Raw genomic sequence first — 19,995 nt, 5'->3', positions numbered from 1 at the left:
ACCGGCCACAAGCCGAACGATCGGAAACCCGCCCTGGCAACAGGGCGGGTTTTCTCATGAATGCCTCTTCTCTCCCGATGGTCTGGACCGTGCCCACACTCACCCTGTCGCTGCTTGCAGACGTTTACGCCGTCTGCCGCCTCCCCGCCGGCACGCCCGTCGGCTCCCCGAAGCCAGGAGCCTTCTCGCTCCTGGTGCAGGCCGTCGAGGAAACGACCCTCGTCTGCCCGCTCCACCAAGCGCCGCCTGAGGCCGAAATCGATCCAGCCTGGCGGTGCTTCCGGATCATGCAGAGCTTCGACTTCGCGGTGCCGGGGATCCTCGCCTCGGTGCTCGGACCCCTGGCCAAGGCCGGGATCGGCATCTTCGCCACCTCGACCTTCAGCACCGATTACATCCTGGTGAAGGAGCAGGATGCGGATCGCGCGATGGAAGCCCTGCGGGCCGCAGGACATCAGGTTGACCTCTGACGTCAGGCCCTCTCGATCCGCGCCGCGAAGCACCCGCGCCGGGCGAAGTGGGCATCCACATGCGCCACCTCCGGGTTGGCGAGGAAGCGCTCGATCAGGCTCACCACCTCCCCGCCCTCGCCCACTTCGGCATCGACGATGAAGGCCTTGGCGTCGTAGGCGCGCAGGGACAAAAGCCGGTCCCGCAGCATCGGTGGCAACTCGCCTTGATAGCTCCCGGTTTTGGCGGAGCGGCTGACGAAGATCGGTCCGGCCGCGCGGTATGGCGAGCCCGGATTGGTCTGGTGGGCATGGTTGAGCAGCAGAAGCTCCTCGCCCTCCTCGACCCGCTTCAAGGCGATCCTGCACGGGTACATGTCGGGGGCATCGGCAACGACGCGCTTGGCTCCAAGAGCTTTGAGGGCGGCTTCGTCGAGCTGGAACAACTTTGCAAAGGGTTCGGCCTCGAGGCCGCGGATGTGGAACGTCATGGGTGATCTCCTGTAGAGATCGCCAGCATGCCAAGGCCACCACGGGCCAACGACCCGATTCCTGTGCAACCCTATCCAAGACGCCCGAGTGCCGGGAACGTCTCCAGAAGCCAGAACGACATGGTGGTGATCCAGCCGGTCAGGAACGCGATGCCGGTCAGGACGAGCAGAACGCCCATGGTCTTCTCGATCAGGACGAACCGGGAGCGCACCCGCTTGAGGAGGGCCACGAAGGGCTTCATGGCGAAGGCTGCCAGCAGGAACGGAATGCCTAAGCCGGCCGAATAGGCAGCAAGCAGCAGGGCGCCCTGGGACACGCTGTTCTCCGAGCCTGCGACGGTGAGGATCGCCGCCAGAACCGGGCCGATGCACGGCGTCCAGCCGAAGGCGAAGGCCAGCCCCATCACATACGCTCCCCAAAGCCCGACGGGCCGCGTCACGTTGAACCGCGCCTCACGGTAGAACAGGCCGATTCTGAAAACACCGAGAAAGTGCAGGCCCATGATGATGATGGCGATGCCCGCTACGGTGCTCAGGACATCGAGGTATTGCCGGATCACCTGCCCCAGAGCCGAAGCGGTGGCGCCGAGCAGCACGAACACGGTCGAGAAGCCCGCCACGAACAGCAGCGCCGCCAGGACCGCCCTCCTGCGGACAGCGCGGTCGTCGCCCGCGCTCAGCCGGTCGAAGGTGGTGCCGGCGAGAAACGACAGATAGGGCGGCACCAGCGGCAGCACGCAGGGGCTCAAGAAACTGATAAGGCCGCCGAGGGCCGCGGCCGGGAAGGAAACGCTGAGCATGATCCGCCTTCTATCCTGTAGCACTTGTCTTAGAAAGCCGGTGAAACGCCGCTTCTCCAGCTTGTGATGGGATGCCATTTGCGGTTTGCTGAGATCATGTCCCAAGCCCGCAATCTCATCACCGACGTAGCAGGACTCCGCGTCGGCAATGCCCACGACGCGGCCATCGGCTCCGGCGTCACGGTGGCCTTGTTCGATGAGCCCGCCGTCGCCTCCTGCTTTTCCATGGGCGGTGCACCCGCCACCCGCGAGACCGATCTGCTCGATCCCGACAAGATGGTGCCCAGCATCCATGGCATCGTCCTCTCCGGCGGCTCGGCCTTCGGGCTCGATGCGGCGAGCGGCGTTCAGGCTTACCTGAGAGAACACGGGATCGGCTTTGCGGTGCGGGAGGCTCTCGTCCCCATCGTCTGCCAAGCCTCCAGCTTCGATCTTCTGAATGGCGGCAACAAGGATTGGGGCCGCTATCCGCCCTATCGGGAGCTTGGATATCAGGCCGCGGAACAGGCCGGGCTCGACTTCGCCCTCGGCACCGCGGGCGGCGGCTATGGCGCAACCACGGCCAACCTGAAAGGCGGGCTCGGCTCAGCGAGCGCGACCACGTCCTCAGGTCACACAGTCGGAGCAATCGTGATCGTGAACGCCGTTGCCTCGGTCGTGATCGGGAACGGCCCGCATTTCTGGGCCGGGGCTCTTGAAGAGGGCGACGAGTTCGGCGGGCTCGGGCTTCCCTCCCTGGTCAGCCCCGAGTTGCGCTCCCTCATCTGGAAAGGCGGCCCCCAACCGGCCACTACCATCGCCCTGGTCGCGACCGATGCGGTGCTGACGAAAGCCCAGGCCAAGCGCCTCGCCATCGCGTCCCATGCCGGACTCGCCCGGGCCTTACGCTTCTCGCACGCCCTGTTCGACGGCGACACGATCTTCGCCGCCGCCACCGGGCGCAAGGCCTTAGGGGACGAGGCGGTGGAGTTCACGGAAATCACGGCCCTGGCCGCGGACAGCCTGACCCGCGCCATCGCGCGCGGCGTGTATGAAGCAATGGCTCTCCCCTATTCGGGCGCACAACCGGCTTGGAGGGACCGCTTCGCGAGGGCCGGGGAGAACAAATAAGAACTAAGATGAGAATGCAGCCCGCCTTGCCTGCCAGGCGTATTCCGGATCCTCGCCGAGCCGCCAGAGGAAGTTTGCCATTCGGGCTTCCAACCCTCTTTGGGTCCTCCCAAGCGTCTGATCGAGCACTGCTTGAACATTCTCAGATGAAGCCAGAAGGGCAGCGGCAAGGCGCGGAGAGGTAGCAGCAAGCAGTCGACCCCATCGTTCAGCCTCTCCAGCATCGATGGCGAAGCGGGTTCTGACCAGATCCATGAGGCGATTGTCTGAATCAGCGGGTCGGATCATGAGCAGCGTGCTCTCGCAGCCGAACAGATCTTGGGCTGCCCCACGCATCGGGATCAGGTAGGCGACGGCTGGCCCATGCTCCTCCGTAGCCGGGAGAGGAATGGGGCCGCGCAACTGGTCGAACAGACCAGCCATGATCCGTTCAAGGCTTTCGCTTAAGATGCGTTGGGCCTCCTTATCCGTGAAGCTGATCTGATCGCCAGCTCCCACGCTCACCTGCGACAGCCGAGACTCCATAGCCTCATTGCAGGCGAGAAGACGGCCGTTCCGGGTGAGCACAGCAGCGGGCACATCCATGAATTGCAGGGCTGCGACAGACGAACGGGCCTGCCGCGTTCCAAGTTTCGTAAACAGGAAAGATGCCCGCGCGAGATGGGATCTAAGGCGGTTGAGATTCATCCTGACATCCTGCCCTATCGGGCCAAGATGGTAGGGGCGCTCGAAGCGCATGCAAACGAAGCCACCGCTAGGGACTTCCATGATGGCCCCGGCGGACCACCCTCCACCCCGTGGACGGTGGAAGTCCCGATACATGGGAAGGGTATCAACCTCCCCGGGCGCAAAAATATCCGTCTCGTCAAAGAAATGGCGGCGTTTGCGCTCGCGGCCACGCTGAGCCCAGGTATTTTGCAGATGCCAGCCTTCGGAATACCACTCATCGAGTATGGGACGGTAGTAATCTGTAGCGACCCAGGATCGCTCACCTCTTTCGCTGACGGCGACGACAAAGCCGCCCTCAGCCCCCGCGATGGTAGAAATTCGATTGAGGACTTCGAACCAACGGTCAGGAACGACGGCAGCCTCATAGATGTCGCTGACGAGTGACCGGTCGCCCCTTTGCATACACGCCCCCTGTAACCTTGGAGCGGATCATAAACGTTCTAACCTCTCATTCAAGCCTTTTCCCCTCCAAACGGATAGGACAGCTTTCTTGAGATGCCATTCGGAGAAAAGGCAGAAGGGTAGGTGTCTAAAACCTGTCGGCCCGATAGGGCTTGGGGTCGACCACCGGCTGCTCGCCTGTGATCATCTCGGCAAGGAGGCGGCCCGTAACAGGACCAAGGGTCAGGCCGTGATGGGCGTGGCCGAAGCCGAACCAGAGGTTCTTGTGCTTGGGCGCCGGGCCGATGACCGGCATCATGTCGGGCGTGCAGGGTCGCATGCCCATCCACGGTTCCGGATCGACCCGCTCGCCCAATGGGAAGAACTCGCGCGCAATCGGCTCGGCGCGGCCGAGTTGCACCGGGGTTTTCGGCGCGTCACGGTTGGCGAACTCGGCTCCCGTGGTGAGGCGGATGCCCTTCGACATGGGCGCCAGGAAATAGCCGCGGTCGAAGTCGAGGGTCGGCCGGTTGAGCACCGCATTGCCCTGCGGCTTGTAATGCATGTGATAGCCGCGCTTGACCGCGAGCGGCAGGTTGTAGCCAAGTTTGGTCGTCACCACGTCGGCCCAGGCGCCGAGCGCCACCACGACGGTGCCGGCCTCCACGGGCCCCCTCTCCGTCTGGACGCGCCAGCCCGTCGGGGTTTCTTCCAAGGTTTTGGCGTCCCCAGCCGCCAGCTCGCCGCCGAGACGCTCGAACAGGCTCACATAGCCCATGGTCAGCAGGTGAGGATCCGACACGGACGCCGGATCGGTCCAGTGGATGCCGCCCTTCGTCTCGACCTTCAGGTGCGGCTCGCGGTCGGCCACGGCCCTGGTGTCGAGAGCGTCGAATTTGACGCCGAAATCCCGCCTCACCTCTTCCGCATCCTGGAACTGCTCGTCCCGACTCTTCTCGTCCCGGAAAACCTTCATCCAGCCGGTCGGGCGGATCAGGTGCGTGGAGCCGGATTCCTCGGCCAGGGCCATGTGCTCGGTGACGCTGCGCTCGATCAGGGGCGCATACATCCGGGCGATCGCCTTGTGCTGGGCGGGGCGCGAATGCATCCAGTACTGCCACAGGAAGGGCGCGAGCTTCGGGATCGCGGCCCAATGGTAATGGGCGTCGATGGTGTTGTTCAGCGCATAGCGCAGGAGCGCGCCGAAATCGTGCGGGAAGCCGTATGGGTAGACGCCCTCGCGCTGGATCAGGCCGGCATTGCCGAAGGAGGTCTCCTCGCCGGGCTTGCGCTTGTCCACCAGCAGGACCGACCGTCCGCGCTTCTGCAGGTGCACGGCAATGGACACGCCGACGATGCCGGCCCCGAGAACAACCACATCCTTACGCATGAAGGCCCTGCCCCATCTCAGGCGCCCTCTGTTAAGAGAAGGCGCGCTCGTATCGTTCAAACGAGGCCATCTTTACTCCCCTTGGATCGGCGCCGTCCACGGATTTCCTGCTGCAAACGAACCTCTCCCCAGGTGAGTGGTATTGGATTGGTCCATCCTTCGAGCCGCAACGTCCCGTTGCCGCCAGGACAGGCTCGTGGTAACGGCGCGGCCATGACACGCCCCCTGCTCATTGCCCCCTCGATCCTGGCCTCCGACTTCTCCAAGCTCGGCGAGGAAATCCGCGCCGTCGACGCCGCCGGCGCCGATTGGATCCACATCGACGTGATGGACGGTCACTTCGTGCCCAACATCACCATCGGACCCGACGTGGTGAAGGCCCTGCGACCCCACACCCAAAAGGTCTTCGATGTGCACCTGATGATCGCGCCGGTCGATCCATATCTCGAGGCCTTCGCCAAGGCGGGTGCGGACATCATCAGCATCCATGCGGAAGCCGGCCCGCACCTGCACCGATCGCTCCAGACCATTCGGGCGCTCGGCAAGAAGGCCGGCATCGTCCTCAATCCTGGAACCCATGAAGGTTCCATCGAGCCGGTGATCGATGAGGTCGACCTGATCCTCCTGATGACGGTCAATCCCGGCTTCGGCGGGCAGGCCTTCATTCCTTCGGTCTGCACCAAGCTGCGCCGGATCAAGGAGATGGTCGGCAACCGGGACATCGATATCGAGATCGACGGCGGCGTGACGGCGGAGACAGCCCCCCTCGTGGCCGAGGCCGGCGCCAATGTGCTCGTCGCGGGCTCCGCCACCTTCAAGGGCGGCCCTTCCGCTTACGCCGCCAACATGGCTGCCATTCGCCAGGCGGCCGCAAAGGCGCGTTGAGATCATAGGGTTATCGTGCTACCGCGCGGGCATGTCCCCCGCGTGGAAGTGAACAGCCATGATCCCCCGCTACAGTCGTCCCGAGATGGTGGCCATCTGGTCGCCCGAAACCAAGTTCCGCATCTGGTTCGAGATCGAGGCCCATGCCACCACGGCGCTCGCCAATCTCGGGGTCGTGCCTAGGCAAGCGGCTGAGAAGGTCTGGGACAAGGGCTCCAAGGCCACGTTCGACGTGGAGCGGATCGACGCCATCGAGCGTGAGGTCAAGCACGACGTCATCGCGTTCCTGACCCATCTCTCCGAGATCGTCGGCCCCGAGGCCCGCTTCGTGCACCAGGGTATGACCTCGTCCGACGTGCTCGACACCACGTTCAACGTCCAGCTTGCCCGCGCCACCGACATCCTTCTGCGCGACATGGACGAGCTGCTGGCCGCCATCAAGCGCCGGGCTCTCGAGCACAAGATGACGCCGACCATCGGGCGGTCGCACGGCATTCATGCCGAGCCCACCACCTTCGGCCTCAAGCTCGCCCAGGCCTATGCCGAGTTCGAACGCTGCAAGCTCCGGCTCATCGAGGCACAGCGGGAGATCTCCACCTGTGCCATCTCGGGTGCTGTCGGGACCTTCGCCAATATCGATCCGACCGTCGAGGAATACGTGGCCGAGCAGATGGGCTTGTCAGTCGAGCCCGTCTCGACCCAGGTCATCCCGCGCGACCGCCATGCCATGTATTTCGCCACGCTCGGCGTCATCGCCTCCTCCATCGAGCGTCTGGCCACGGAAGTGCGCCACCTGCAGCGCAGCGAGGTTCTGGAGGCCGAGGAGTTCTTCTCGGCCGGCCAGAAGGGCTCGTCCGCCATGCCGCATAAGCGCAATCCGGTACTGACCGAGAACCTGACCGGCCTTGCCCGCATGGTGCGCGCCTATGCGATACCGGCCATGGAAAACGTGGCCCTCTGGCACGAGCGGGACATCTCCCACTCCTCCGTGGAGCGCATGATCGGCCCTGACGCCACCGTGACCCTGGATTTCGCGTTGGCGCGGCTGACCAACGTCATCGACAAGCTCGTGGTCTATCCGGAGAACATGCAGAAGAACCTGGACCGCCTCGGCGGCCTCGTGCACTCGCAACGGGTTCTGCTGGCGCTGACCCAGAAGGGCGCATCCCGCGAAGACGCCTACCGGCTCGTCCAGCGCAATGCCATGCCGGTCTGGCGCGGCGAAGGCGACTTCCTGACCCTGCTAAAGAACGATTCCGACGTGACGAAGTACCTGTCACCGGACGAGATCGAGACCTGTTTCGATCTCGGCTACCACTTCAAGCATGTGGATACGATCTTCACGCGGGTATTCGGTGCCGGAGCCGCATAGCTGAAGGGCTGGCAATACTTTCCGGAATAAGCAACAATTCCCGCCAGGAGATCAACAGCGCGGGAATTGTTGCCATGCTGTCGGAGAAGATCCTCTCCCTTGCTTTCACGCGGGCCGTGAAGCACGGCACCCTGGAGATGATAACGGCCGAAGGTGAGCGATCCACCTTCGGAGACGGAACCGAACCCCGGGTCTCGATCCGCTTTACGGACGCCGCGGCCCAGATGGCCCTGTGTCTTCATCCCGAACTGAAGCTCGGCGAACTCTATACGGATGGGCGCCTTGTCATCGAGCAGGGCACGATCCTCGACCTGCTCCAACTCCTCCTCCAGCACACGCATGGCCAGCTCGACGAACTGCCGCTTCAGCGCCTTCGCAGGATCCGGCACTGGATGATGCGCCGGGCCGAGAACGATGCGGCGAAGGCGAAGCGCAACGTCGCCCATCATTACGATCTCGACGGCCGCCTCTACGCCCTCTTCCTGGATAGCGACCGGCAGTATTCCTGCGCCTATTTCGACCATCCCGATGCCGGCCTCGAGGAGGCGCAACTCGCCAAGAAGCGGCACATCGCGGCCAAGCTGATGGTGGACCGGGGCCACAGCGTGCTCGATATCGGCTCCGGCTGGGGCGGCATGGGGCTTTACCTGGCCCAGGTCGCGGGGGCCGGAATGGTCGAGGGCATCACCCTCTCGGAGGAGCAGTTCGAGGCCTCGCGCCGGCGCGCGGCCGGAGCGGGCCTGCTCGACCGGGTCCATTTCGAGCTCCAGGATTACCGCTCCACTACGGGCACCTTCGACCGCATCGTCTCGGTCGGCATGTTCGAGCACGTGGGTGTGCCGTCCTACGATGAGTACTTCCAGACTTGCCGGAACCTCCTAAAGGAGGACGGAGTCATGCTCCTCCACACCATCGGACGCTTCGGCACGCCGTATCCGACCAATCCCTGGATCACCAAGTACATCTTCCCGGGCGGTCACCTGCCTGTATTGTCGGAGATGATGCCGGCGATCGAACGGGCCGGCCTGATCGTCACCGACATCGAGATCCTGCGCCTGCACTATGCCTACACCCTGCAGGCCTGGCGGGAGCGCTTCCTGGCCCATCGCGAGGAAGTCCTGAAGCTCTACGACGAGCGCTTCTGCCGGATGTGGGAATGCTATCTCGCCCTGTCGGAATCGGCCTTCCGCTGGCAGGATGCGGTGGTGTTCCAGGTCCAGCTCACCCGGCGCAACGACGTGGCGCCACTGACCCGCGACTACATTGCAGAACGCGAAGCGGCCCTCAAAGCGGCCGAAGCGATGGAGTTGAAGAGGAGCGCTTGAACAGGCCTCAGTCGGCCTTTATCTCGGGAAGCATGAAAACCTCCGATTGCGACATCCTTATCGTTCCAGGCTACACGAATTCAGGCGAGGACCACTGGCAGAGCCGATGGGAGCGCCAGCTCTCGACCGCGTGGCGGGTCGAGCAGGAGAACTGGGACGCTCCCGACAAGGACGCCTGGGTCGAGCGCATCGCCCAGGACGTGAAGCGCGCCGAGAAGCCTGTCGTGCTGGTCGGTCACAGCCTCGGCGTGCTCGCCATCGCCCATGCGGCCCCGCTCCTGCCGTCGGGCAAGGTCCAGGGCGCCTTTCTGGTCAGCATGCCGGACGTGGAGAGGCCCGATTTCATCCCGGCCATCGACAGCGCGTTCGCGCCGATCCCGCGCGATCCCTTCCCGTTCCCGTCGGTTCTCGTCGCGAGCCGCACCGACCCGCATTGCGACTATGCCAAGGCGGAGGACATCGCTTATGCCTGGGGCGCGGCCGTGGTCGATGCGGGCGATGCCGGCCACCTCAACACGGAAAGCGGCCACGGCCCCTGGCCCGAGGGGCTCATGCGCTTTGCGGGGTTCCTGAAGCGCCTTTGAGGCGCCTTACATGACGAAAAGTTCATGCGGCAGTCATGGGGGCGAGAGCGGGATAGGAGTAGTCTTGTCCTTATCGACACCACGGAGGATATCCGCATGAAAAAGATCGCCACCTTCGCTCTCGCGGCCCTGCTGGCCGGCTCCGGCACCTATGCCCTGGCACAGCCGGCGCCCGCGCCGAACGCCCCGGCGGCGTCGCAGGATCAGGGCCGGCAGGATCGCCGCCCGCGTCTGAGCCAGGACGACTACAACCGTCTCGTCGATGCCCGCATCGCCTCGATCAAGGCCGGTCTGAAGCTGAACGCCGATCAGGAGCGCCTCTGGGCGCCTGCGGAAACCGCCATCCGCGCGGCTGCAAGCGAGCGGTTCACCCGCATGCAGGAGCGCCCCGACCGGGACGAACGCCGGTCGATGGATTTCATGCAGCGCCTCGAGCGGCGCAGCGCCATGGTGACAGAACGGGCCCAGCGCTCGACGGCCGTCACGACGGCTCTTCGCCCGCTCTGGGACACGCTCACCGAGGATCAGAAGCGGGTTGCTCCCCGCCTCCTGCGCGAGGCAGTCGACAACGACGGACCACGCTGGCACGAACGCGGCGGTCGCCGTGGACGCGCAGACCATCACCGTATGGGCATGATGGAGCATGGCCGCGGAGGCCCGCGCACTCCGGCCCAGCAGCAGTAAGCCTGGAAAAGCAAAAAGGCCGCCCAACGGGCGGCCTTTTCGTTTGTGTCTGAGCTTTCGAAGCGATTAGCGCGAATAGAACTCGATCACGAGGTTCGGCTCCATCTGGACCGGGTACGGCACTTCCGACAGAGTCGGGATGCGCGTGACGCGGGCCGTCATCTTGGAGTGATCGACCTCGATGTAGTCCGGAACGTCGCGCTCGGCGAGCTGGCTCGCCACCACGACGACTTCGAGCTGCTTCGACTTGTCCTTGACCTCGATCACGTCACCCGGCTTCACGAGGAAACTCGGGATGTTCACGCGGCGGCCGTTGACCTTAACGTGACCATGGTTGACGAACTGACGGGCGGCGAAGGGGGTCGCGACGAACTTGGCGCGGTACACGACCGCGTCGAGACGGCGCTCGAGCAGGCCGACCAGGTTCTCACCGGAATCGCCCTTCTGGCGGATCGCCTCCGCATAGTAGCGGCGGAACTGCTTCTCGGTGATGTTCGCGTAGTAGCCCTTGAGCTTCTGCTTGGCGCGCAGCTGCGTGCCGAAGTCGGACATCTTGCCCTTGCGGCGCTGGCCGTGCTGGCCGGGGCCGTATTCGCGGCGGTTCACAGGGCTCTTCGGGCGACCCCAGATATTCTGACCCATACGGCGGTCAAGCTTGTGCTTGGCCTGAATGCGCTTCGACATCGCTGTTCCTCTTTGTTGTCGAATTTGCGAGGAACGCGCCCTCCTCTTCCCCTCATTCCCGAGAAACCCAAAGGGCCATCTCGAGGGACGGGACGACAGGCCGACTTGGAGCCGGGCCACGGGAGCGTAAAAAGTTACGCGGCCCGTGAGGACCGCGCGAACGGGTGGGGTTTAGGCGGAAAGCGCAGGAAAGTCAATTAGGGAGTGCCGCCACGTTCGTCATCCCACCAGCAGCGGCATCTCCTCGACGGCTACCGCGGGCAGCCCCTTGTCATGCAAGGCCCCCCGCAGGGCAGCACTAATCCCGGCCCCGCTGGTGAACACGGCTACGGCCTCATTCTCGTCCGCCTCATGGCCGGGCACCGGTTGCCCGATCAATTGGGTCACCCGGCGGGCGATGGCAGGGGCCGGGTCGATCCAGATGACCGGCCAAGGCGCCAGTGCCTGGAAGCGGGGCAGGAGCAGCGGATAATGGGTGCAGGCCAGGGCCACCACGTCGGTCCGCCCGCCCTCGTCCGAGACAAAACAGGACTGGAGCTCGGCCAGCAGTTCATCATCGGGGACAGGATCGCCTGCCATCTCGGCTTCGGCGATTCCCGCAAGCCGGCGGGAGCCCACGAGGTTGACCCGGCAGCCTGCCGCATAAGTCTCGATGAGGTCGCGGGTGTAGTCCCGCGCCACCGTCCCGGGGGTGGCGAGCACCGTGACGTAGCCTGTCTGCGTGATCTGAGCGGCCGGCTTGATGGCCGGAACGGTTCCCACGAAGGGAATGGAAAAGCGCTCGCGCAAATGCGGGAGCACGACGGTGGATGCCGTATTGCAGGCCACGATGACGAGGTCGGGATCATGGAGCACGATCAGCCGCTCCATGACGCTTAAGACCCGCTCCGCCAGCACCGACTCGCTCAGGCGCCCATAAGGAAAGCCCGCATCGTCCGCTGCATAGACATAGCGGGCATCCGGCCGAGCCTTCAGGACCTCCGAGAAGACCGTGAGACCGCCGAGGCCTGAATCGAAAACGAGGATGGTAGGAACGGGAGACGGCATGACGGCATGATTATAGGTCGCCCCTGCCAGAAGATCGACACGCATGACACACTCTTACGAACGCAACTTGCTGATGAAGTCCGACAGGCCCTGCTGGGTTTCCGAAGGCGCCATGTTAAGCTTGCGGCGCGGCGCCGGCTCTTCCTTCTTCTCTTGCGCCTCAGCCTTGGGCATCTGCGCTGAAAGGCGCCGCACGGGCCAGCCGTCGCTCCAAGTGCCCATGTCGACGAATTTAGGGTCGCGGCTGAGAGCAGCGGCATCCTTGCCGGTAAATGCTGCCTCGGCGGCCATGTCGAACGTCTTCCAGTAGGCAAGGTAATCGAGCGTGTCGATGCCGTTGTTGCCGAGCAGCTGGGTCAGGATGGTCTGCGGGCCGGAGAGCGCCATGTCGGCGCTCCAGCGCCAGGTGTTCTTCTGCTTCGGGTCGCGGGGCGGATCGGGCGGCAGCTTGATGGCGGCGGCATCGTAATCAGCCTTCGGCGAGCCCGGAGAGGCCAGCGTTGCGGTCATCGCCGGGAAGCCGTGGTCGTCTGAACCGGCGCGCATGAAGAGCTTGCGGGTGGTCGGAACCGCGCTCGCCTGCTGAAGGATGAGCCGCGAGGCGCGGTCCGCCGGCAGGTAATCCCGGTCGCCGCTCATGGTGATGATTACGGTCTGCGGGTCGACGGTCGAGAGGTCGCGCAGGAGAATGCCGCGTTCCTTCTCGTTGGAAGCGATGCCGCCCGGCATCAGGCCGAAGATCAGCTTCGGGATCGGCACCTTGCCCGTGCCCGCACCGGCCGCGAGATTGAGCGCAATCGGTACGCCTGCCGAGTGGCCGATGAGAGCAACCCGCTCCCGGTCCGGCTTGGCATTCGGATCATTGGCCAGCTCCGCCAGGGCGGCTTCGACCAGGGTCTCGGCCAGGGTGGTGGCGTCGGCGGGTCGCGAGCGGTTCACGTCCTGGAAGCGCGGGAAGAGCACGAGATGGCCCTTGCGGGCGAGGTGGTCGATCCAGCCGCCGTAGAGCGCAGGGTTCACGGCGCCCCAGGAGTGGAGAAAGATCACAACCGGACGGGGTCTCGCAGGGGTATCGCTGCCGTGGAACACGAAGGTCCCGGCGCTTGCCGTGCCGATCCCGCGTTTGACGACGTCGGCGACCTTGTAGTCGCGCCCGCCGGGCCCCTGCTCGGGCTGCTGCGGCGGCGTTGCCGCCCGCGCCCAGGGGGCAGCCAGGGAGACGCCAAGGACCAGAACAGGCAGCAGGAAGCGGCGCATCGTCGTCTCGAACTCGATTACACTCGGGCAGATAGAGCCCGGGCGTTATAAAGCCACGATTTGTTTAAGGTTTTCTCAACCTGCGCCCTTCCGCAAGGGCACGAATCGCCCCACGCAGGGTGCGCACCTCCTGCTCGGTCATTTCGAGGCGATGAAAAATGTCGCGCATGTTGCGGGTCATGATCGGCTTCTTGTCTTCCGGATAGAAGTTCACCGCGTCGAGCTCGGCTTCGATGTAGTCGAAGAACGACGTCACCGATTCTCGGGTCGCCGGCGGCGAGATCCTGCCGCCTTCGAACGGCAGCGCGCCGCCGGTGGCGAGCTTGTACCATTCGTACGAGACGAGAAGGACCGCCTGCGCCAGATTGAGCGAGGAGAATTTCGGATCGACCGGGAAGGTGATGATGGCATCGGCCAGCGACACCTCATCGTTCTCGAGCCCCGTGCGCTCGCGCCCGAACAGGATCCCGATGCCCTGCCCCGCACCCAATCGCTGCTGCGCCTCCTTCATGGCGGCGTCAGGCGCGAAGACCCGCTTCATCTGTCCGCGCTCGCGGGCCGTGGTGGCGAAGACGAAGTTGAGGTCGGCGATGGCCTCGCGCACCGTATCGTAGAGCGTCGCCCCTTCCAGCACATGGGTTGCCCCGGAGGCCGCCGAATGCGCGCCCTTCTTGGGCCACCCGTTGCGCGGCGACACCAAACGCATTTCCGACAAGCCGAAATTGGCCATGGCCCGGGCCACCATGCCGATGTTCTCGGCGAGTTGCGGTTCCACGAGGATGATGATCGGTCGGGTCATGGGAGTTCAGGAGAAGCCAATCGATGTCAGTTGCTCTCCCATACAGCGAAAGGCGCTTCCCCGACTAGGCGTGCCGATCCTATACAAAGCAAAAGCCTCCCCGACCTGTGTCGAGGAGGCACTGCACACGCGAGACAAGCAGCTTACCAGCAGCCCCAGCCGCAATAGTAATGCGGACGGGCGGCTGCTGCGCCGAGCACGGCGCCGCCGACGACGCCGACCGCGGCACCGGCCGCGGCCTGATTGGCGGCGGCGTTCGACTGCGCGACGTTGTTCCGGTAGCCCGCATTCACGCAGCGGGTATAGGTGGCAGTGCCGGGCTTCAGCCCGGTTTCCCGGCAGACGGATTCGGCATTGCTCATGGATTGCTCGGCCGTCTGGCAGCCGGCCAGAACCAAGGCCGTCGCTCCGAGAATAATTGCAAGACGCATGTCAGCTTCCTTCATGTTGAACCATGTTTCCGACGGGGTTGTGGTTTCGGCCTTGCGCCGGGTGCCCCTGAGAAATCCGCCGGAACGGAATGATCTGAACTACGGTTAAGCTTGCCTTTCCGTGCGGCAGCACACGCGATGTGGCTAATTTCCTGGGTTCGGGAACTTGAACCCACAAGTGTCTCTTATTTCCTGCATGAATTATGTTAGTGCGTCACATTTTCAATCCGAACCGCCGCGTCGCCTGGTGCCGCGTTTGCGTTTTTGTGCGGCTGTAATGGCCCTGACCTTTGGGTCGGCAGTCCCGGCTGCGGCAGCCCCTTTAGCAGCCGGACCGTCAGGGGTCGCCGCCCCCTTGTTCCACGGGAACTGGTGCGGTGCAGGCGACATGAACCGGGCGTCCCCCGTCGATGCGCTGGATGCCGCCTGCCGCGCCCACGATCTCTGCTACGAGCGGTTCGGCCGCGGCGCATGCCAGTGCGACAGGGCTCTGCTGAATGCGACCGCCGCTCTGGTCAAAAGCCTCAAGATCCCGGACACGATCCGCAGCAAGGCTGCCACCGTGAATTCGCTCTTCAGCGCAGCGGTCTGCACCGAAACCCGGAAAATGCCACGCCGGGCGGGACAGGGCTGAATTCCTTTGCTGCCCCCACCTTTCCCCCTGGCCTCAACCGCGCTATAGCCCCGGCAACCTCCTGCCATCGGGCAGGACCGTTTCCAGCCCTTTAGCGCAAGGTGAGATCATGGCGAAGATCAAGGTTGCCAATCCGGTCGTCGAACTCGACGGCGACGAGATGACCCGCATCATTTGGCAGTTCATCAAAGACAAGCTGATCCACCCCTATCTCGACATCGACCTGAAGTACTATGACCTGGGTGTCGAGCACCGCGACGCCACCAACGACAAGGTCACCGTCGAGGCCGCCGAGGCCATCAAGAAGTACGGCGTCGGCGTGAAGTGCGCCACGATCACGCCGGACGAGGCCCGCGTCGAGGAGTTCAAGCTCAAGGAGATGTGGAAGTCGCCCAACGGCACGATCCGCAACATCCTCGGCGGGGTGATCTTCCGCGAGCCCATCATCTGCAAGAACGTCCCGCGCCTCGTGCCCGGCTGGACCCAGCCGATCATCGTCGGCCGTCACGCCTTCGGCGACCAGTACAAGGCCACGGACTTCAAGGTGCCCGGCAAGGGCCGCCTGACCATGAAGTTCGAGGGTGAGGACGGCACGGTCATCGAGAAGGAAATCTTCAAGTTCCCGGACGCCGGCGTCGCCATGGGCATGTACAACCTGGACGAGTCGATCCGCGACTTCGCCCGCGCCTCGTTCAACTACGGCCTGAACCGCAAGTACCCGGTCTATCTCTCCACGAAGAACACGATCCTCAAGGCCTATGACGGCCGCTTCAAAGACATCTTCCAGGACATCTACGACAACGAGTTCAAGGCGAAGTTCGACGCCGCCGGCATCCACTACGAGCACCGCCTCATCGACGACATGGTGGCCTCGGCCCTCAAGTGGTCGGGCGGCTATGTGTGGGCGTGCAAGAACTACGACGGCGACGTGCAGTCCGATACCGTCGCGCAGGGCTTCGGCTCCCTCGGCCTCATGACCTCCGTACTGATGACGCCGGATGGCCAGACCGTCGAGGCGGAAGCCGCCCACGGCACCGTGACCCGCCACTACCGCGAGCACCAGAAGGGCAAGGAGACCTCGACCAACTCCATCGCGTCGATCTTCGCCTGGACCCGCGGCCTCGCCCATCGCGCCAAGCTCGACAACAACGAGGAGCTCGCCCGCTTCGCCCAGACCCTCGAGAAGGTCTGCGTCGACACTGTCGAGTCCGGCTACATGACCAAGGACCTCGCACTCCTCGTCGGCGCCGAGCAGAAGTGGCTCTCCACCACCGGCTTCCTCGACAAGATCGACGAGAACCTTAAGAAGGCAATGGCGGCTTAATTGAGCTCATCGCCTGCAAACCAATCAGAAGCCCGGCACTGGGCCGGGCTTCTGATTCTGTGGCGGGTCATGAAGCCTTAAATGAGAACCACCCCAATTGTGGAATGCCCGACCCTCGTAGGAAGAGAGGCTGACTTCCTATCTGTGCTGCATTGGGGGCACGATATCGGAGGCGTCGGCAGGCAGGAAGCGCAGGCCCTCGCCGGCTAAAACGCTCTGAAGCCACGGCTCCCGCACGGCCGGAACGATCTGCTGCCTCAATGCTACTTCATCGACGGGCTTCAGGGCGGCTACCGCTTCTTCCGTCCCGTATCGATGATATAGCCCCTCCAGATAACTGCCTCTCGGCGGCAGGAAGCGGTGAGGATCGAAACCGCATTGGAGGCGGAACATGGCCGCGTAGAGATGGATGAAAGCGGAGTCTCTCGTCCGCTCCTCGAGTTCGCTCCTGTATTCCGGCAACAGAAGCTTCGCGGTCTCAGCCCAGTGAATTGGATAGAGTTGATTCTGGTCCCAGCGGTACCGGTCGAGTCCGGTGTCTTTGACCGCTCTCGTCAGTAGGTCCGGCCCCGATGCCCCCCAGGCGGAGAGATCGGAGGATGCAGCCTCATTGGCGGCCCGTACTATGACTGGATGATTGCGGGGGAACTTGAACTGTCCGTTGTTGATGGTGCCTGCCTTGTCGGCGAACGCGAAGACGATATCGGCACGCGAAATTCGATCGGTGTTGCAGACAACATCCGTATCGATCCACCAACCACCGACCTTCCTGATCAGGCAATAGCGGAACAGATCGGCAAAGTGCTCGAAACCGCCATGCGCCTCGAAGAGGCGATCCTTCGGCAGGATGGACTCCGCAGGCCGCAGATCGACGCCCGAGGGTACGGATCTCACGTGGCCATAGGTATAGAGATTGACCGTGAAGCCGCGGCTGACAAAGGAGTTCAGGCTGAGGACGGCGACGGGGCTCAGCACCTCGCCATGCCAGAAGGCATTGAAAACCTCCTGCCTTTGAAACCATCGCCGCAGCATCGGCTCTGCACACTCCTGTTACAGGAAAGACATGGCGTCGGCGGGTTGAGCACATCCTGCCTTGCACTGTGCAATGGCTGCCATCATCCTAAGGACGACAGGCATCAAGCACCGTTATAGCCGCACATAGACGATTATACCTGGAAGCGGCAAGTCAGATTGGGGAGAAGACCATGCCCTCGGAAATTACCCGCTCCGCCGTCATGTTAGGTGGCTGCCAGTGCGGTGCCGTGCGCTATGCGCTGATGTCCGAGCCGACCCATGCCAGCATATGCCATTGCCGCATGTGCCAGAAGGCGTTCGGCAATTACTTCGCGCCGCTCACCGGCGTGCCGCGCCAGGATCTGGTCTGGACCAAGGGCGAGCCCAGCATCTTCAAGAGCTCGGAGGCGGTAGAGCGCGGGTTCTGCCGGGATTGCGGCACGCCGCTGACCTTCGCTTACGTGGAGCGCGACCGGATCACCGTCTCCATCGGCAGCCTCGATGATCCGAGCCGGGTCACGCCCGAGATCCAGTACGGCATCGAGAGCAGACTTCCCTTCTTCGAAATGCTGCACACCCTGCCGGGCGAGCGGACAGAGGATGGCGCCTCGCCGGAGGAGTTGCGGAGGATGGCCTCGCGCCAGCATCCGGACCACGATTGAGAGCTCGCGGCCCTCTCCGTCGTCCCGGGGCCGAACAGCGGCACCCGGGCCTGCAACCTCCAGACCTGTGCGCTTTTCTGCGGATGCAGTAAGGCAGGACTGTTTTCGCAACCTGGAACCCCTTGATGCATTGTCCTGTCGGAATCTTTGCCGGCCGGGTGGCCTGCGGCCGAGTCAGGAACGGGAGGAGACGCTGTGGTTGTTCTAACCAGCCCAGGGGCTCTGAGGCCGCTTCATCCCCTTCATGCTATCCTTCTCGCCTTTCCGCTTCCCCTGTTCCTCGGGGCGTTGGCCAGCGACATCGCCTATCGCGCGAGCTTCCACATCCAGTGGGCCAATTTCTCGTCCTGGCTCATTGCCGGCGGGCTGTTTGGCGGCGGCTTCGCCCTGCTCTGGGCCCTGATCAACCTGTTTCGCCGCGGAACCGCCAGCAAGGGTCGGCTCGCCGTCTATTTCGTGGTGCTTCTCGCCATGTGGGGGCTCGGCTTCGTCAATGCTCTCGTCCACGCCAAGGACGCCTGGGCGACCATGCCGGAAGGCCTCTATCTCTCGGCGATCACGACGCTCCTGGCTCTCGTTGCCGCCTGGATCGGCTATTCCGGATTTCATCGTGCAGGAGAGGTGAAATGATCCGCTCGGCTCTCCTGATCGGCGCTCTGGCCATCACCCTGACCGCCTGCAACAACGAGGCTGAACTCCCGCAAATCGGCCCCAATCCGAACCTGCCCGAGCCGCAGCGCGGCCTGCTGCCCTCCATGAAGATCCCGAGGCCGGCCAACTGGGGCAACGATCTGCCGAAGGTGCCGCAGGGCTACAAGATTCAACCCATCGCCACGGATCTCAGGATCCCGCGCCAGACCCTGGTGCTTCCCAACGGCGACATTCTGGTGGCCGAGGGATCCGGCGGCTATGCACCGACGCAGCGCCCCAAGGACCTGATCGCGGGCTTCATCAAGAGCCTCGGCAAGAGCTCGGTCAAAGGCGGCAATCGGCTGACGCTGCTGCGCGACGCGGAAGGCGACGGCACCTACGAGATGCAGGGCGTTTTCGCCGACAAGCTCAACGCGCCCTATGGACTCGCGCTGGTCAACGGCGCCATCTACGTCGCCAACCAGGATGCCCTGGTGCGCTTCGATTACCGTGATGGGCAGACCCAGGCGAGCGGGCCGCCGGTGAAGGTCACGGACCTGCCTGCGGTGATCAATCACCACTGGACGAAATCCATGACCGCCAGCGCGGACGGGCGCTTTCTCTATGTCGGCATCGGGTCCAACAGCAACATCACCGAGCGCGGGATGGACGCTGAGGAAGATCGGGCGATGGTCTGGCAGATCGATGCGCAGACAGGCGCGCACAAACCTTATGCCACGGGCCTTCGCAACCCCACGGCTCTCACCATTCAGCCGGGCTCGGGCCAGCTCTGGGCCGTGGTGAACGAGCGGGACGAGATCGGCCCCAACCTCGTGCCGGATTATCTGACAGCCGTGCAGGAGGGCGCCTTCTATGGCTGGCCCTACAGCTATTGGGGCCAGAACGTCGACCCGCGGGCACAGCCGCAGGATCCGGAGAAGGTTGCGGCAGCGATCCGCCCGGATTATGCCCTTGGATCGCACGTGGCAGCGCTCGGCGTCTCCTTCTCGACCCCGGCCATGGGGCCGAACTTCACTGATGGCGTGTTCATCGGCGAACACGGCAGCTGGAACCGGAGCGTACCGGTCGGCTACAAGGTGATCTTCGTGCCATTCCGCGACGGCCGACCCGCCGGCGAGCCGGTCGACTTCGTGTCCGGCTTCCTGGTCGATGACGGCAACACGCGGGGACGTCCGGTCGGTGTGACGGTGGACCCGCGCGGCGCCTTGATCGTGGCCGACGACCTGTCGAACACGATCTGGCGGGTGACGAAGAATTAAGCGCCTTTATCGGCAAGCGATCCCGGATCGACT

23 protein-coding genes are annotated in these 19,995 nt (G+C 64.0%); 13 read left to right on the top strand and 10 right to left on the bottom strand.

Annotation, left to right across the window (positions count from 1 at the left end; translation table 11 throughout):
- The first annotated feature begins 56 nt into the window (after nucleotides 1–56).
- On the top strand, nucleotides 57–470 hold the full coding sequence (locus tag I2H36_RS02030) for an ACT domain-containing protein (protein ID WP_246718600.1): 414 nt from the start codon (nucleotides 57–59) through the stop codon (nucleotides 468–470).
- A gap of 2 nt (nucleotides 471–472) precedes the next feature.
- On the opposite strand, the gene I2H36_RS02025 is transcribed toward I2H36_RS02030, so the two are convergent.
- Nucleotides 473–940, bottom strand: coding sequence for a DUF1203 domain-containing protein (locus tag I2H36_RS02025; protein ID WP_196262213.1), 468 nt, complete (start codon nucleotides 938–940; stop codon nucleotides 473–475).
- A 71-nt stretch (nucleotides 941–1,011) separates the two neighbouring features.
- Nucleotides 1,012–1,740, bottom strand: coding sequence for a cytochrome c biogenesis CcdA family protein (locus I2H36_RS02020; protein WP_196262212.1), 729 nt, complete (start codon nucleotides 1,738–1,740; stop codon nucleotides 1,012–1,014).
- Between the two features lie 96 nt (nucleotides 1,741–1,836).
- Between I2H36_RS02020 and I2H36_RS02015 the strand changes: the two genes are divergently transcribed.
- The gene (locus I2H36_RS02015; protein WP_196262211.1) at nucleotides 1,837–2,850 is read left to right on the top strand and encodes a P1 family peptidase; all 1,014 of its coding nucleotides are present in this window, start codon (nucleotides 1,837–1,839) and stop codon (nucleotides 2,848–2,850) included.
- Between the two features lie 3 nt (nucleotides 2,851–2,853).
- On the opposite strand, the gene I2H36_RS02010 is transcribed toward I2H36_RS02015, so the two are convergent.
- A complete protein-coding gene (locus I2H36_RS02010) occupies nucleotides 2,854–3,537 on the bottom strand; it encodes a hypothetical protein (RefSeq protein ID WP_196262210.1) in 684 nt (227 codons plus the stop codon).
- Here I2H36_RS02010 and I2H36_RS02005 point away from each other — a divergent pair.
- A complete protein-coding gene (locus tag I2H36_RS02005) occupies nucleotides 3,511–3,963 on the top strand; it encodes a hypothetical protein (RefSeq protein WP_196262209.1) in 453 nt (150 codons plus the stop codon). The two genes, I2H36_RS02010 and I2H36_RS02005, sit on opposite strands and share 27 nt — an antisense overlap.
- 145 nt (nucleotides 3,964–4,108) lie before the next feature.
- On the opposite strand, the gene I2H36_RS02000 is transcribed toward I2H36_RS02005, so the two are convergent.
- Nucleotides 4,109–5,350, bottom strand: coding sequence for an NAD(P)/FAD-dependent oxidoreductase (locus I2H36_RS02000; protein ID WP_196262208.1), 1,242 nt, complete (start codon nucleotides 5,348–5,350; stop codon nucleotides 4,109–4,111).
- Between the two features lie 213 nt (nucleotides 5,351–5,563).
- On the opposite strand from I2H36_RS02000, the gene rpe reads away from it, so the two are divergent.
- The 5 genes from rpe (at nucleotide 5,564) to I2H36_RS01975 (ending at nucleotide 10,200) form a co-directional block, all read left to right on the top strand.
- Complete coding sequence (gene rpe, locus I2H36_RS01995) at nucleotides 5,564–6,235, top strand: ribulose-phosphate 3-epimerase (RefSeq protein WP_196262207.1); 672 nt, start codon at nucleotides 5,564–5,566, stop codon at nucleotides 6,233–6,235.
- A gap of 58 nt (nucleotides 6,236–6,293) precedes the next feature.
- Nucleotides 6,294–7,607 carry an adenylosuccinate lyase gene (gene purB, locus I2H36_RS01990; RefSeq protein ID WP_196262206.1) on the top strand — a complete coding sequence of 438 codons (1,314 nt, stop codon included), beginning with the start codon at nucleotides 6,294–6,296 and terminating at the stop codon, nucleotides 7,605–7,607.
- Between the two features lie 74 nt (nucleotides 7,608–7,681).
- A complete protein-coding gene (locus I2H36_RS01985; protein ID WP_196262205.1) occupies nucleotides 7,682–8,932 on the top strand; it encodes a cyclopropane fatty acid synthase in 1,251 nt (416 codons plus the stop codon).
- A 32-nt stretch (nucleotides 8,933–8,964) separates the two neighbouring features.
- Complete coding sequence (locus tag I2H36_RS01980) at nucleotides 8,965–9,516, top strand: RBBP9/YdeN family alpha/beta hydrolase (RefSeq protein ID WP_196262204.1); 552 nt, start codon at nucleotides 8,965–8,967, stop codon at nucleotides 9,514–9,516.
- Between the two features lie 96 nt (nucleotides 9,517–9,612).
- Nucleotides 9,613–10,200: a Spy/CpxP family protein refolding chaperone gene (locus I2H36_RS01975; protein ID WP_196262203.1), complete on the top strand. Its 588-nt coding sequence runs from the start codon at nucleotides 9,613–9,615 to the stop codon at nucleotides 10,198–10,200.
- A gap of 66 nt (nucleotides 10,201–10,266) precedes the next feature.
- Here I2H36_RS01975 and rpsD read toward each other — a convergent pair whose 3' ends face one another.
- The 5 genes from rpsD to I2H36_RS01950 form a co-directional block, all read right to left on the bottom strand.
- The gene (rpsD, locus tag I2H36_RS01970; protein ID WP_036350633.1) at nucleotides 10,267–10,884 is read right to left on the bottom strand and encodes a 30S ribosomal protein S4; all 618 of its coding nucleotides are present in this window, start codon (nucleotides 10,882–10,884) and stop codon (nucleotides 10,267–10,269) included.
- 219 nt (nucleotides 10,885–11,103) lie between these two features.
- A complete protein-coding gene (gene murI, locus I2H36_RS01965; RefSeq protein ID WP_196262202.1) occupies nucleotides 11,104–11,976 on the bottom strand; it encodes a glutamate racemase in 873 nt (290 codons plus the stop codon).
- Nucleotides 11,977–11,985: 9 nt separating this feature from the next.
- Nucleotides 11,986–13,188 carry an alpha/beta hydrolase family protein gene (locus tag I2H36_RS01960; RefSeq protein WP_196262201.1) on the bottom strand — a complete coding sequence of 401 codons (1,203 nt, stop codon included), beginning with the start codon at nucleotides 13,186–13,188 and terminating at the stop codon, nucleotides 11,986–11,988.
- Between the two features lie 64 nt (nucleotides 13,189–13,252).
- On the bottom strand, nucleotides 13,253–13,987 hold the full coding sequence (locus tag I2H36_RS01955; protein WP_196262200.1) for an RNA methyltransferase: 735 nt from the start codon (nucleotides 13,985–13,987) through the stop codon (nucleotides 13,253–13,255).
- Nucleotides 13,988–14,130: 143 nt separating this feature from the next.
- Nucleotides 14,131–14,418 carry a hypothetical protein gene (locus I2H36_RS01950; protein WP_196262199.1) on the bottom strand — a complete coding sequence of 96 codons (288 nt, stop codon included), beginning with the start codon at nucleotides 14,416–14,418 and terminating at the stop codon, nucleotides 14,131–14,133.
- A 388-nt stretch (nucleotides 14,419–14,806) separates the two neighbouring features.
- Between I2H36_RS01950 and I2H36_RS01945 the strand changes: the two genes are divergently transcribed.
- Entirely contained in the window at nucleotides 14,807–15,052 is a 246-nt protein-coding gene (locus tag I2H36_RS01945; RefSeq protein WP_196262198.1) for a phospholipase A2 family protein, read from the top strand.
- A 109-nt stretch (nucleotides 15,053–15,161) separates the two neighbouring features.
- Complete coding sequence (locus tag I2H36_RS01940; protein WP_196262197.1) at nucleotides 15,162–16,376, top strand: NADP-dependent isocitrate dehydrogenase; 1,215 nt, start codon at nucleotides 15,162–15,164, stop codon at nucleotides 16,374–16,376.
- A 138-nt stretch (nucleotides 16,377–16,514) separates the two neighbouring features.
- On the opposite strand, the gene I2H36_RS01935 is transcribed toward I2H36_RS01940, so the two are convergent.
- Entirely contained in the window at nucleotides 16,515–17,408 is an 894-nt protein-coding gene (locus tag I2H36_RS01935; protein WP_196262196.1) for a hypothetical protein, read from the bottom strand.
- 173 nt (nucleotides 17,409–17,581) lie between these two features.
- Here I2H36_RS01935 and I2H36_RS01930 point away from each other — a divergent pair, with 173 nt between their 5' ends.
- From I2H36_RS01930 to I2H36_RS01920, 3 genes are all read left to right on the top strand, one after another.
- A complete protein-coding gene (locus I2H36_RS01930) occupies nucleotides 17,582–18,052 on the top strand; it encodes a GFA family protein (RefSeq protein WP_246718599.1) in 471 nt (156 codons plus the stop codon).
- Nucleotides 18,053–18,247: 195 nt separating this feature from the next.
- On the top strand, nucleotides 18,248–18,682 hold the full coding sequence (locus I2H36_RS01925) for a DUF2231 domain-containing protein (RefSeq protein WP_196262195.1): 435 nt from the start codon (nucleotides 18,248–18,250) through the stop codon (nucleotides 18,680–18,682).
- A complete protein-coding gene (locus I2H36_RS01920; protein ID WP_196262194.1) occupies nucleotides 18,679–19,962 on the top strand; it encodes a PQQ-dependent sugar dehydrogenase in 1,284 nt (427 codons plus the stop codon). Before I2H36_RS01925 ends, I2H36_RS01920 begins: the two co-directional genes overlap by 4 nt.
- Nucleotides 19,963–19,995: the final 33 nt, after the last annotated feature.

Origin of the sequence: Microvirga terrestris (assembly GCF_015694425.1) — a bacterium.
Taxonomy (GTDB): domain Bacteria; phylum Pseudomonadota; class Alphaproteobacteria; order Rhizobiales; family Beijerinckiaceae; genus Microvirga; species Microvirga terrestris.
Note: the sequence above shows the minus strand (reverse complement) of the source record. Positions and strands in the feature narration are given on the sequence as shown.

Coding starts and splice junctions, on each gene's coding strand:
- I2H36_RS01985 (WP_196262205.1), top strand. CDS start 7,682: ATGCTGTCGGAGAAGATCCTCTCCCTTGCTTTCACGCGGGCCGTGAAG.
- rpsD (WP_036350633.1), bottom strand. CDS start 10,884: ATGTCGAAGCGCATTCAGGCCAAGCACAAGCTTGACCGCCGTATGGGT.
- purB (WP_196262206.1), top strand. CDS start 6,294: ATGATCCCCCGCTACAGTCGTCCCGAGATGGTGGCCATCTGGTCGCCC.
- rpe (WP_196262207.1), top strand. CDS start 5,564: ATGACACGCCCCCTGCTCATTGCCCCCTCGATCCTGGCCTCCGACTTC.
- I2H36_RS01945 (WP_196262198.1), top strand. CDS start 14,807: ATGAACCGGGCGTCCCCCGTCGATGCGCTGGATGCCGCCTGCCGCGCC.
- I2H36_RS01975 (WP_196262203.1), top strand. CDS start 9,613: ATGAAAAAGATCGCCACCTTCGCTCTCGCGGCCCTGCTGGCCGGCTCC.
- I2H36_RS02010 (WP_196262210.1), bottom strand. CDS start 3,537: ATGAATCTCAACCGCCTTAGATCCCATCTCGCGCGGGCATCTTTCCTG.
- I2H36_RS01955 (WP_196262200.1), bottom strand. CDS start 13,987: ATGACCCGACCGATCATCATCCTCGTGGAACCGCAACTCGCCGAGAAC.
- I2H36_RS02005 (WP_196262209.1), top strand. CDS start 3,511: ATGGGATCTAAGGCGGTTGAGATTCATCCTGACATCCTGCCCTATCGG.
- I2H36_RS02015 (WP_196262211.1), top strand. CDS start 1,837: ATGTCCCAAGCCCGCAATCTCATCACCGACGTAGCAGGACTCCGCGTC.
- murI (WP_196262202.1), bottom strand. CDS start 11,976: ATGCGTGTCGATCTTCTGGCAGGGGCGACCTATAATCATGCCGTCATG.
- I2H36_RS01950 (WP_196262199.1), bottom strand. CDS start 14,418: ATGCGTCTTGCAATTATTCTCGGAGCGACGGCCTTGGTTCTGGCCGGC.
- I2H36_RS01920 (WP_196262194.1), top strand. CDS start 18,679: ATGATCCGCTCGGCTCTCCTGATCGGCGCTCTGGCCATCACCCTGACC.
- I2H36_RS01940 (WP_196262197.1), top strand. CDS start 15,162: ATGGCGAAGATCAAGGTTGCCAATCCGGTCGTCGAACTCGACGGCGAC.
- I2H36_RS02025 (WP_196262213.1), bottom strand. CDS start 940: ATGACGTTCCACATCCGCGGCCTCGAGGCCGAACCCTTTGCAAAGTTG.
- I2H36_RS02020 (WP_196262212.1), bottom strand. CDS start 1,740: ATGCTCAGCGTTTCCTTCCCGGCCGCGGCCCTCGGCGGCCTTATCAGT.
- I2H36_RS02000 (WP_196262208.1), bottom strand. CDS start 5,350: ATGCGTAAGGATGTGGTTGTTCTCGGGGCCGGCATCGTCGGCGTGTCC.
- I2H36_RS02030 (WP_246718600.1), top strand. CDS start 57: ATGAATGCCTCTTCTCTCCCGATGGTCTGGACCGTGCCCACACTCACC.
- I2H36_RS01930 (WP_246718599.1), top strand. CDS start 17,582: ATGCCCTCGGAAATTACCCGCTCCGCCGTCATGTTAGGTGGCTGCCAG.
- I2H36_RS01935 (WP_196262196.1), bottom strand. CDS start 17,408: ATGCTGCGGCGATGGTTTCAAAGGCAGGAGGTTTTCAATGCCTTCTGG.
- I2H36_RS01980 (WP_196262204.1), top strand. CDS start 8,965: ATGAAAACCTCCGATTGCGACATCCTTATCGTTCCAGGCTACACGAAT.
- I2H36_RS01960 (WP_196262201.1), bottom strand. CDS start 13,188: ATGCGCCGCTTCCTGCTGCCTGTTCTGGTCCTTGGCGTCTCCCTGGCT.